This is a genomic window from Ruegeria sp. H6, assembly GCF_056532975.1.
The window spans coordinates 19,537-30,354 of the sequence record NZ_JBQFOA010000023.1; the positions used below are offsets into that span (position 1 = coordinate 19,537).

The window sequence follows — 10,818 nt, forward strand, 5'->3', positions numbered from 1 at the left end:
AATGAAACTTCAGGGAATTGCGGCTTTCGCATGTGCGGCGGCGATAAGTGCAGGAAGCGCCAGCGCCGGTGGAGCTGATCTGACGGTTTTTGACTGGTCGGGATATGAAGACCCGGGCTTCTTTGCCAGCTACATGGAAAAATACGGGAATGAGGCACCGAGCTATTCCTATTTCGGAAGCCAGGAAGAAGCCTTTACCAAGCTGAGTTCCGGTTTTACTGCTGATCTGGCACATCCTTGTTCCGACGCGGTCAGAAAATGGGTCGCAGCAGATCTGATTCAGCCGCTGGATGAAAGCAAACTGACCAATTGGGCCGATGTACTGCCCGAGATCAAGGAGGTCGACGCCATCGTTCTGGACGGCCAGCTTTACATGTTGCCGTTCGAATGGGGGAACACGGGCCTTATCTATCGCACTGACAAGATCTCGGGCGACGATATCTCACTGCAATTGCTGGCCGACCCGGCCTATGCCGGTAAGATCGCTATCCCGGATGCCGCATCATCTGCGTATGCGTTAGCGGCGCTGGCTACTGGAAATGCTGACGACTACACCAACTTGAGCGATGAGCAGTTCAAGGAAGCGTCTGACTTTCTGCGCTCGATCCACCCGAACATGCGCTTTTACTGGTCCGACGCAGGTCAGTTTGACCAGGCAATGACCAGCGGCGAGATCGAATTGGGTTGGGCCTGGAACCAGTCAGAACTAAACCTGATCTGGAATGAGGTGCCGGCCGCGATGATGCGAGACGTCGACAAGGGTATCGCGACCTGGGCGTGCGGCTATGTGCATCTGAAATCATCCACGACACCGGTCGATCAGGTCTATGATCTGTTGAACGCGCTTACCGACCCGGCCAGCGGTCAGTACATCATCGACAACTGGGGCTACCCGCATTCCAACGCAAAAGCGTTCGAAGTTGCCGATCAGGCCAACATCGAAGCCTATGGTTTCTCCGATCCAAAAAGCTTCTTCGAGGGCAGTTTGTTCTTTGATGCGGTGAACCCCGAGCTTGAGGCAAAAATGCTGGCGGAGTTTGAACGGATCAAAGCCGGCTTCTGATTCAACAATATCTCCGGGGCCAACCAGCCCCGGAACACAAACACAGGAAAACGCGTGAACATGTCAGACGCGAACCCATATGCTATGCTCTTGGAACCGGTTCAGATCGGGCCAGTCACTGCCAGGAACCGCTTCTATCAGGTGCCTCATTGCACCGGGTTGGGGCACCTCCGACCAAGGGCGGATGCTGCCGTTCGTGGAATGAAGGCCGAAGGCGGGTGGGCGGTGGTTTCCAATCAGGAGACCGAGATTCACCCGACTTCTGACCTTTCTCCTTACGCCGAAGGGCGGCTATGGGACGCGCGCGATGTGCCGGCGTTGCGGCTGATGACAGACGCAGTACATGCACATGGTGCACTGGCGGCTATCCAGCTGGTTCATAACGGCAATCATGCGCAAAACCTGCTAACCCGCGCCCCGGTTCTTGCACCTTCCGAAATGTCCGTCGACACGACACACCCCAAGCAGGCGCAGGCTATGGATAAGGCCGACATTCGGGAATTCCGCCGTTGGCACCGCGAGGCCGCCTTGCGCGCGAAAGATGCCGGGTTTGACATCATTTATGTGTATGCCGGGCACAACATGACATTGGCGCAGCATTTCATGCTGCCACATATGAACCAGCGTAGCGATGAATATGGTGGGTCGCTCGAAAATCGCGTGCGTCTGACACGTGAACTGCTGGAAGACACTCACGAAGCCGTGGGCGACAGCTGCGCTGTGGCGTTACGTTTTGCTATTGATGAGATGATGGGTGCCGGGGGCATGCAGGCAGCAGAAGAAGGCCGCGCCATTGTCGAGCTCTTGGCTGATCTTCCTGACCTATGGGATGTGAATGTGGCTGACTGGTCCAATGACAGTGCCACGACTCGTTTTCAGCCAGAGGACGGATATCAGAACGCGTTTCTGTCCCACGTTAAGCAGATCACCCGCAAACCTGTGGTTGGTGTCGGTCGCCTGACGTCGCCTGACATGATGTTGTCGATGGTCAATAAGGGAATTGTCGACCTTATCGGAGCCGCGCGACCTTCCATAGCGGACCCGTTCATTCCGAAAAAGATTGAGAAGGGTCGCATTGACGAAATCCGCGAATGTATCGGCTGCAATATCTGCGTCTCATCCGACAATCTGGGCATCCCGATCCGCTGCACTCAAAACCCCACCATGGGTGAGGAATGGCGGCGCGGTTGGCACCCCGAGATCATCGCGCCGAAAAAGAGCAACGCGGACACTTTGGTTGTTGGCGGTGGCCCTGCCGGTCTTGAATGCGCCATGCAGTTGGCAAGGCGAGGATATCAGGTAACGTTGGCCGAGGCGTCAGCCGAATTGGGCGGGCGGGTTACGAAGGAAAGCAAACTTCCCGGCCTCGCAGCTTGGTCCCGCGTCGTCGACTATCGTCTGCATGATTTAAAGCAACGCGGCAACGTTCAGCTGTTCACTGACAGCAGGCTTGATGGCGATCAAGTGGCAGAGCTGGACGTCGAACACGTCTTTGTGGCCACCGGCAGCCTTTGGCGAACCGACGGCATGGGCCGTAACACCCAGCGCCATGTGCCACAGATCGAGCAAAGCGCCAATGTGCTGACGCCTGATGACATCATGAATGGTGTTCTACCGCCGGATGGCCCGGTCATGATCTATGATGACGATCATATCTATCTGGCAGGAGTGATCGCCGAAAAACTTGCGACTGCAGGATACCAGGTGGTCTTTGTCACGCCGCAGAGTTTGGTTTCAGCTTACTCCATCAATACTTTGGAGCAGCCTCGCATTCAGGCCCGTCTGATGGAGCTTGGTATCGACATTCGTTGCAATCAGGTGCTGACGGCGGTTCAAGGTGACATGGCCCGCATCGGTTGTGCCTTTACTGGTCGCGAAATGGATATTCCATGTGCCTCGACAATTCTGGTCACTGAACGTCAGCGTGAGACGACGCTATATGACAGCTTGCGCGGGCTCAGGTTGAAAACCGTCGAACTTATTGGCGATGCCGCTTCTCCAGGGCTGATCGTTGACGCAGTCTTCGCAGGCCACCGCGCGGCCCGTGATTTTGAACGCCCCAAGGCAGAAGCAGATCAGGATTGGTTTCGCCGCGAGATAATCGATTTGGAGGAAACGAGATGAACAGCAGACCGTTTGAGTTGGATGCGCTGATAGCCTCGCACCAGTACGGCCACGCCCTGCCGCGCGAATTCTATACCTCCCAAGACATCTATAACTATGACATTGCCCGGGTCTGGAACCGCAACTGGCTTTGGGCAGGGCATGTCAGTCAAATCCCAAGCCCCGGTGACTACTTCCTGTTCGACTATGGCCCGGAGAGCATTATCATTGTTCGCGACCGCGATGGCGATATTCGTGCTCATTTGAATGTCTGCCGCCATCGCGGATCTCGCGTCTGCACTGAACAGTCCGGCAACGCCCGCGTTCTTGTTTGCCCCTACCACGCATGGACATATGAGCTATCAGGAAAACTTCGTGCAAGTCACAATATGGGGGAACAATTCGACCCGTCAAAGTTTGGGCTTCTTCCCGTTCAGGTGAGTGTCTTCAAGGGCCTGATCTTTGTCTGTGCCGATGCAAACACCCCATCACTTGATCCTGTCCTCAGCAAACTTGAGCCACTCGTCGAACCCTATGGCCTGAACGATTTGAAAGTAGCGCATACCGCGTCATTTCCTGTACCCGCGAATTGGAAACTAGCGGTTGAGAACTACCTTGAATGCTACCACTGCGGGCCAGCGCACAAAGAGTATTCTCGCTCCCATAGCTTGAAATCACCACAAGACATGGCTGGTTTGGTCGAGCCGCTAAAGGCTAGGGCTGTAGAAGCTGGGCTGTCACCCAATGAATTGACTCTTGTCGGCGACGCTGCGCTGACCCCATTTACCAGCGGGTACTATCGTCGCTATCCGCTTTACCAAGGCTACAAAACCGGCAGCCAATCGGGCGAGGCACTTGCACCATTGCTTGGAACGCTCAAAGGCTTCGACGGTGGCGCAACTGACTTTGATATTGGTCCATTGAATTGGTTCCTGATTTATTCGGATCACATGGTCGGCTACCGCTTCATTCCACGAGGCTTACAGGAAACCGACATTCAGGTGGTCTGGCTGGTTCGCGCTGACGCCGAAGAAGGCGAAGACTACGACAAAGAAGACCTGACCTGGCTTTGGCATGTCACATCTTTGGATGACGAACGCATCATTCGCCACAACCAGTCCGGCGTAAATTCTCAATACTTCCAACCGGGCCCCTTGGGCGAGATGGAAACCTCGATCCAGGACTTCTACGATTTCTATTTCAACATGATCAGCCCGGAACCAGAAAAAAGGATGTCCGGTCATGGCTGAGGCAAAATCACGCCGTCGCGGCGGCGGCGGACGCGCCGCGCGCATAAAGGTTCAGCAGGCTACCACAGGAAATGAGGCTGTACGTGGAGGCCTAAGTGGCGGCCGCTATAAACCGCTGACCCAAGCAGATATGGAGAACATCCATCAAGCGGCCTTAACCGTTCTGGAAAACACGGGCGTTACCGACCATTTCCCGGAGTTGCTTGATCCGGTGCTTCCCAAAGGCGCAGTTTTGAATGAACTTAATAGGTTGTGCTTCCCCCGCGCCCTTATGGAAGACATCCTGGCGGCTGCCGCCAGAGAGTTTTATGTCTATGCCCGTGGTGAGCGTGAAGGCAAAGACGACATGCATTGCTCGGCCGAGAGTGTCTATTTCGCCAACTCTGGCACGGCCGTCACAACCTTCGATTCCGAGACCAAGTCCTATCGTCCATCGGTTCTGCGCGACGTTTATGATTTCACCCGACTAGCGGACCGCTTGGACAACATCCATATGCTGGGCGACAAAGTTTTGGCTACCGATGTGACCGATGATTTCGCTCACGATATGAACACCATATATGCAATGCTCGCAGGCAGCCAAAAGCCTGCCTGTCTGACCTTTCGCGACCGCAGCCATATCCCGCATGCCATCCGCATGTTTGATTTGGCTCAGGGTGGCGAAGGGGCTTTCATGAAGAAGCCAAGCGTCATTTTTGGCGGCTGTCCAATGGTTTCGCCGCTGCGGATCGGCAAGGAAAACATGGAGATCCTGATTGATACCGCCAAACTTGGCCTCACCGTCGATCTGGCTGTGCCTCCGCAAGCCGGGGCCACAGCCCCCGCGACGCTTGCGGGAACGTTGGTACAAACCGTGGCCGAAACGCTGGCCTGTGTTGCGATCGTAAACCTCATCACACCAGGCTGTCCGGTCTGCTTTGCCGCCTGGCCTTTTATCACTGATCTGCGCAGCGGATCGTTCACTGGCGGCAGCGGAGAGCAGGCCCTGGTCGGGGCGGCAGCCATTCAAATGGGCAATTTCTATGGCCTTCCCACATCCGTTGGCGCAGGCATGACCGATGCCAAATTGCCCGACGCGCAATACGGGTTAGAAAAGGCGCTGACCTTCACGCTAGCTGCTCATGCCGGTGCCAATCGCCTTTGCGAGTTTGGCGGTATGATCGGTAGCCTCATGGGATGTAGTTTTGAAAGTATGGTCATCGATGACGAAGCGGGTGGAATGATCCTGCGGTCGTTGCGCGGGATAGAGGTCACGGATGAAACCATGGCTGTGGATGTGATCCACGATTGCGCCATCGACCCCGGCCATTTCCTCGGCAACCCGCACACGCTGAACTATATGAACAGCGAATTCGTCTATCCGCGACTTATGGATCGTGAGCGTACAGACACATGGGAAAACGAAGGCAAAACAGATTTGCTGGACCGCGCCCGTGACAAAGCCAACTCTATTCTAAACAGTCATTTCCCCAACTATTTCGGCGCTTTGGACACCCAGGTGCGTGAAGAATTTCCCTTTGTAATGAGCGCGGAAAGCATGGCCCATCATGGATAACTCTAATGCCAAACAATGGGACAACGATCACTTCTTGCACCCGTGGGAAGGGATGGAAGCTTTAGGCAAAAATAGCCGTACTTTTGTCGAAAGTGCCAGCGGCATCCATGTAGTGAACGAAAAGGGTGAACGCTTGATCGACGGACCGGGAGGCATGTGGTGCACCCAGATCGGTTATGGGCGCGAAGAGATGGCCGAGGCCATGGCTGAGCAAGCTAGGAATCTTGCCTATTTCTCGCCTTTCAGCAACACCAACTCGACTGCTGCGCGGTTCGCGCGCGAAATAGCCAAACGAGCGCCTGGAGATTTGAACAATGTCTTCTTTACCACGGGCGGCTCCACTGCGGTGGATACGGCTATCCGATTTGTCCATTTTAGAAACAACCTTTTGGGTCGACCCGAGAAAAAGAAAATCATTTCAAGGCAAAAAGCCTATCATGGAAGCACATACTTGGCGGCCAGCGTCAGTGGAAAAGAGCGTGACCGGCTTTGGCTCGACAAAGCCGATGACCTCGCACATTTCCTGCCAGACGTGAATCCGCTCTACCGTTCACCTGGTCAATGCGAAGAGAGCTTTCTGAAGGAGAAAGTTTCCGATCTTGAAAACGCCATTTTGGCGCTTGGCCCGGAAAATGTTGCCGCTTTTATCGCCGAACCGGTTCTGGCATCTGGTGGCGTGATCGTGCCGCCAAAAGGATATCACCAAGGCTGCCTAAACATCTGCAAGAAGTATGATGTTCTATACATCTCCGACGAAGTGGTGACAGCTTTTGGGCGATTGGGCCATTGGTTTTCGTCAGAGGCTGTTTTCGGCATTCAGCCGGACATAATAACTTGTGCTAAAGGAATGACATCTGGGTACGCGCCGATGGGTGCCGCGATTATCTCTGACCGATTGATCGCCGACGTTTCGGGAAAAGATGCAAACTTCTCAAATGGCTACACCTATTCTGGTCATCCAGTTAGCGCGGCTGCGGGTTTGAAGGGCATTGAGATCATTGAGCGGGAAAAACTTCTCGAACACGTTCAAGAGGTCGCTCCGGTTTTTCAGGATCAGCTGCAGCATTTGCGACAGATTGACATCGTTGCTGATGTGCGTGGGATGGGGTTGATGGGATGCGTACAATGCTCAGTCGATGGTGATCCCAGGAGCGATCTGGGATGCGACTACGAGATTGGCGGCCAGATCGATATAGAATGCCAAAAACGTGGGTTATTAGTTCGACCTATTATCAACATGTGTGTTCTTTCACCGCCCCTTATCATCAGCGAAAGTGAAATTGAGCAGATGTTTTCTATCTTGCGCAAAGGGCTTGAAGCGACACGAACGTGGCTTGGCGGAATTCAGTGAACAATGAAGAGCTTGCGCCACTGTTGCGGATGTCCGCAGACCGGTATGCCACTGCAGCATTTGAATTCCCTCCTAAATGTCCGCAATGGGCCGAGTAACTCACGGAAGAAAGGGTAGGGACCCATACTGCGGGGCTTCCGAGGTCTGCTAGTTGCCCTTGAGTACTTCACCAATCAAATGGTTCATAACCTCCTTGTAGACCTCCGGATCGCCCCCATAGGCGATCTCAAGAGCGGCGCGATCAAACGCGGCCGACAATAAATTAGTCAAAGCATCGATCTGTTTTGGTGAATGCTTAGGAAGAGCCCGCGAAAGCCCTTCACGAAGTTCCTCTGTTCCATTGGCCCGGGTCAACGCGACAGCGGTGCTGTGCCCTAATACCGCTGGGGCCTCTTCCATCAGGAGGCGCACCCGACCTGGAACCAACATCGCATCAAAAAAGGCATTCGATCCTGTGACCATGGCCTGTTCGGGATCGGCAACATTGCGCGTTTCCTGGTCAATATGGTGTGAGATTGCTTTGGCCTCCTCTTCTGCGACGGCGCGGAAAAGGTCAGCCTTGTCCTTGAAATGATGATACAGAGCGCCGCGGGTTACGCTGGCCTTACGTACGATGTCCGGGGTTGCAGTATCGGCAAATCCCGAATCCACAAACAGTTCTCGGGCAGCTTCTACGAGTTTGGCACGCGTTTCGGCGCGTCGGTCTGCCTGGCTGCGTCGGGCGGGTTTTTCTGTGGGCAAATCTAGCGGCTCCGAATATCACTACAAGCACCTTACATACATCTTGCATGTATTTGCAAATCTATGATACATACAAAGTGCATGTAAGTTAGGGAGATCAAAAATGCGTGTCACTCAATATTACCCGGTCATTCAGTCTGAAACGGTTTCTGAGACAGCAGAGTTCTATAAACGTCACTTTGGCTTCCGCGCTGCGTTCGAGGCGGATTGGTATGTGCATCTACAAAGTGAAGTGGATCCGTCGGTCAATCTCGCAATCGTCCAGTCGGATCACGAGACGATCCCAGATGTTTCCCGCGGTGCGTCTAAGGGTATGATCCTCAACTTTGAAGTCGAGGATGTCGACGAAGTGGACGAACGACTTCGGTCAGAAGGAGTTCCGGTGGCAAAGTCACTTGTAAGCGAGCCGTTTGGCCAACGCCATGCGATTTATCGTGATCCGAATGGGGTACTGATTGATGTTGTCACTCAGATCCCACCCTCAGAGGAATTCCTGTCTCAATATGCAGCCGACGCGGTACCGTCGTAATTCAGGGTGCCGGATGGCCAGGTTGGTTCGAAGCAGTTGGAACGATTTGTCCGCGTGTAAAGGGACCAATTCTGAACAGATCAGTGGCCCTTGCCGAGCTGGCCACCTTTGGTACTGGGGCGGCCTTGTTACCTGTGCCCATGTTCGAACGCTACATCGAATACGGCCGCCTGATACAACCCTTCAGTGAAGCCGTTAACGCTGGTAAATATTGCTTCGCCTAGCCTTCGGATCGCTCCGCAACAGATGCTATGGTTAAGTTTGCAGAATGGCTGACCGCGAACGGAGCCACTGAATTGAGTGATTTCACGGACCAGAACCGCGCAAATTGATCTGCATCAATATTTGGACCGCAAGCGAGAGTTATGGCGAACGGAAGCAGTTTGGATGAAGTCGCGGTGACAAAAGAAAAAGATGGCCGAATTGTCTGGCACGATCTTTTCACGCCTGATGTGGAAGCTTCCAGGTCATTTTACGAATGCGTGGCAGGTTGGAGCTATATTGTCGAACACGCCACAGATTTCGCATGGGGCGGCGGCCATAGAGATTTTGTCCTCGCCACTCTCGATGGAGAGGCAGGGGCCGGGATTGTTTCTCAAAATCTGGTGCTCTTTGAAGGGTGGATTCCTTATGTTGAAGTCGAAGACGTAGATCAGGCCGCCAAACTCGCCGTCAAGCTTGGAGGATCAGTAGTGAAACCTCCCTTTGAAGTTCCTGGGGTTGGTCGGAACTGCCTCTTACGCGATCCGCTTGGCGCATTCTTCGGTGTATCAGTTTCGCGGCACGAATACCCTGTCCCCGCTCGTCAGTTTACGCATGAACACTACCTATCCCGTAGCGGCGTATTCCCCGACAACTTCTACCACCAAATGTTCGGATGGAATCTCTCACCTGCTAGAAACGTACCTTCGTCACAGAGACCAATTAGTCTAAAAGACGAAGTGTTGGCGATATGTACAGCGGAACCTGCAGTTCCCATCAATAACGTGGCGTGGGCGCCGGGTGTTCGCGTCCAATTTCTCGAAAACGCGCTGAGCAAGATCAACTCAGGCCCAGGTTCCGTGCTTGCTCGTCATCAGAATAATAAAAACACTTTTGAGAATGGTCTGGTATGCGATGCAACTGGGGCATTGTGCTGTGTCGTCCAGAATTGATGCTCGGTCGCAAGGTTCGCAGTCTATTGTCTATAACGGCATCCTCAAGTGGGTCAAAAATCTCAAATCTGACTTTAGTACAAGTGTAACCCAATTCCACTTTGCCCCGTTAGAGATAATACATTTAGCGCCAGTTTTCACAATCGCAGCGAAGGCAGGAAAGCGCGCTGCTAGCGAAGTGTGCGAGAACCATACTTGAGGTTCGGGTCGGGGCGATTGCACTTGATAGTTGTTAGAATTGTGAGCACGCAACATCCTGATGCGAAACGGCATTGTTTGGCCTTGAAAACAAGGACCGGCTATTCCAGGAAACCGTCGATGGTCGAGGCGACGTCAACGGCGGTTTTCACATCGGACATGCTGGTGTTCTCAAAGGCGCTGCCGCTTTCTATACTTGGCTTGAGCAGCTCGAATATAGAAAGGACTTCCTCTTCCAGATTGGCTGGCTTTTCCTCGGACCAGCTGGCTTTGGTCTTTGCAATATCCGTCGCCAGTTTCATCAGATCAAGGCGCTGAGGTAGAGTAAGCATAGTTCGTTTCCGGGTCTGACTGCGATCTCAGAACCTTCCTACGGGCAGCCGTACGATGGGCAGAGTGAGTCACCGTTAAAATCCTGACGGCGCGACCTCAGTCCAGCGCCCCGGTTGTGCGCAGCGCTTCGGTCATTTTCTGTGAGATGTCCCTAGGCACATGCCAGATCGCGTAGAGCGTCTGGATAAAACGGTCAACATCGGGAATGTTGGTCTTCAGGGCCAACAGGGTTGAATCCAGGTCGGCGTCCGGTTCCGTGTATGGGATGCACATAAGCTCAAGCACTTCAGAACCATTCCACATGCCACCACCGACTTTGCGCGCCGCTGACCGCGCGCCGCTGTAATCATCTTTCATGAAACAGATCAGGAACGTGCTTGCGTGGTACCAGCCGGGCGGGTTGGGGCTCAGCTCGATCGCGCGGGCGCTCAGTCTCGCGGCCTGTTCAAGTGTCAATCGGCATTCAAACCTGACCCCCTATCGGCGCCCAATATTGACCCCCTTGATGCTGAGCAGGCCCGGCGCTGCGTAGTCTCCATTT

The 10,818-nt window shown here is 53.9% G+C and carries 10 protein-coding genes; 7 read left to right on the forward strand and 3 right to left on the reverse strand.

The features are described from left to right. Position 1 precedes the first annotated feature (1 nt). From ACR0AG_RS21960 to ACR0AG_RS21980, 5 genes are read left to right on the forward strand one after another with little or no spacing between them, the layout of a single operon-like run. Positions 2–1,063 carry an extracellular solute-binding protein gene (locus ACR0AG_RS21960; protein ID WP_170646536.1) on the forward strand — a complete coding sequence of 354 codons (1,062 nt, stop codon included), beginning with the start codon at positions 2–4 and terminating at the stop codon, positions 1,061–1,063. 60 nt (positions 1,064–1,123) lie between these two features. Further along, the gene (locus ACR0AG_RS21965) at positions 1,124–3,187 is read left to right on the forward strand and encodes an oxidoreductase (protein ID WP_170572146.1); all 2,064 of its coding nucleotides are present in this window, start codon (positions 1,124–1,126) and stop codon (positions 3,185–3,187) included. After that, a complete protein-coding gene (locus tag ACR0AG_RS21970) occupies positions 3,184–4,416 on the forward strand; it encodes an aromatic ring-hydroxylating oxygenase subunit alpha (RefSeq protein ID WP_480842771.1) in 1,233 nt (410 codons plus the stop codon). Before ACR0AG_RS21965 ends, ACR0AG_RS21970 begins: the two co-directional genes overlap by 4 nt. Further along, entirely contained in the window at positions 4,409–5,971 is a 1,563-nt protein-coding gene (locus tag ACR0AG_RS21975; RefSeq protein ID WP_480842773.1) for a trimethylamine methyltransferase family protein, read from the forward strand. The genes ACR0AG_RS21970 and ACR0AG_RS21975 overlap by 8 nt, the downstream gene beginning before the upstream one ends. Beyond that, positions 5,964–7,322, forward strand: coding sequence for an aminotransferase (locus ACR0AG_RS21980; protein ID WP_480842775.1), 1,359 nt, complete (start codon positions 5,964–5,966; stop codon positions 7,320–7,322). Before ACR0AG_RS21975 ends, ACR0AG_RS21980 begins: the two co-directional genes overlap by 8 nt. 147 nt (positions 7,323–7,469) lie before the next feature. Here the strand turns inward: ACR0AG_RS21980 and ACR0AG_RS21985 are convergent, their stop codons facing one another. Next, a complete protein-coding gene (locus ACR0AG_RS21985; RefSeq protein ID WP_480842777.1) occupies positions 7,470–8,063 on the reverse strand; it encodes a TetR/AcrR family transcriptional regulator in 594 nt (197 codons plus the stop codon). Positions 8,064–8,166: 103 nt separating this feature from the next. On the opposite strand from ACR0AG_RS21985, the gene ACR0AG_RS21990 reads away from it, so the two are divergent. After that, positions 8,167–8,592 (forward strand): VOC family protein, encoded by a 426-nt coding sequence (locus ACR0AG_RS21990; protein ID WP_480842779.1) that lies wholly within the window; start codon positions 8,167–8,169, stop codon positions 8,590–8,592. A gap of 383 nt (positions 8,593–8,975) precedes the next feature. Beyond that, the gene (locus ACR0AG_RS21995; protein WP_480842780.1) at positions 8,976–9,746 is read left to right on the forward strand and encodes a VOC family protein; all 771 of its coding nucleotides are present in this window, start codon (positions 8,976–8,978) and stop codon (positions 9,744–9,746) included. A 299-nt stretch (positions 9,747–10,045) separates the two neighbouring features. Here ACR0AG_RS21995 and ACR0AG_RS22000 read toward each other — a convergent pair whose 3' ends face one another. Beyond that, positions 10,046–10,276 carry a hypothetical protein gene (locus ACR0AG_RS22000; RefSeq protein ID WP_170511112.1) on the reverse strand — a complete coding sequence of 77 codons (231 nt, stop codon included), beginning with the start codon at positions 10,274–10,276 and terminating at the stop codon, positions 10,046–10,048. 97 nt (positions 10,277–10,373) lie between these two features. Continuing rightward, a complete protein-coding gene (locus ACR0AG_RS22005; RefSeq protein WP_480842783.1) occupies positions 10,374–10,733 on the reverse strand; it encodes a hypothetical protein in 360 nt (119 codons plus the stop codon). Positions 10,734–10,818 lie beyond the last annotated feature (85 nt).

Coding starts and splice junctions, on each gene's coding strand:
- ACR0AG_RS21960 (WP_170646536.1), top strand. CDS start 2: ATGAAACTTCAGGGAATTGCGGCTTTCGCATGTGCGGCGGCGATAAGT.
- ACR0AG_RS21980 (WP_480842775.1), top strand. CDS start 5,964: ATGGATAACTCTAATGCCAAACAATGGGACAACGATCACTTCTTGCAC.
- ACR0AG_RS21970 (WP_480842771.1), top strand. CDS start 3,184: ATGAACAGCAGACCGTTTGAGTTGGATGCGCTGATAGCCTCGCACCAG.
- ACR0AG_RS21975 (WP_480842773.1), top strand. CDS start 4,409: ATGGCTGAGGCAAAATCACGCCGTCGCGGCGGCGGCGGACGCGCCGCG.
- ACR0AG_RS21990 (WP_480842779.1), top strand. CDS start 8,167: ATGCGTGTCACTCAATATTACCCGGTCATTCAGTCTGAAACGGTTTCT.
- ACR0AG_RS22000 (WP_170511112.1), bottom strand. CDS start 10,276: ATGCTTACTCTACCTCAGCGCCTTGATCTGATGAAACTGGCGACGGAT.
- ACR0AG_RS21965 (WP_170572146.1), top strand. CDS start 1,124: ATGTCAGACGCGAACCCATATGCTATGCTCTTGGAACCGGTTCAGATC.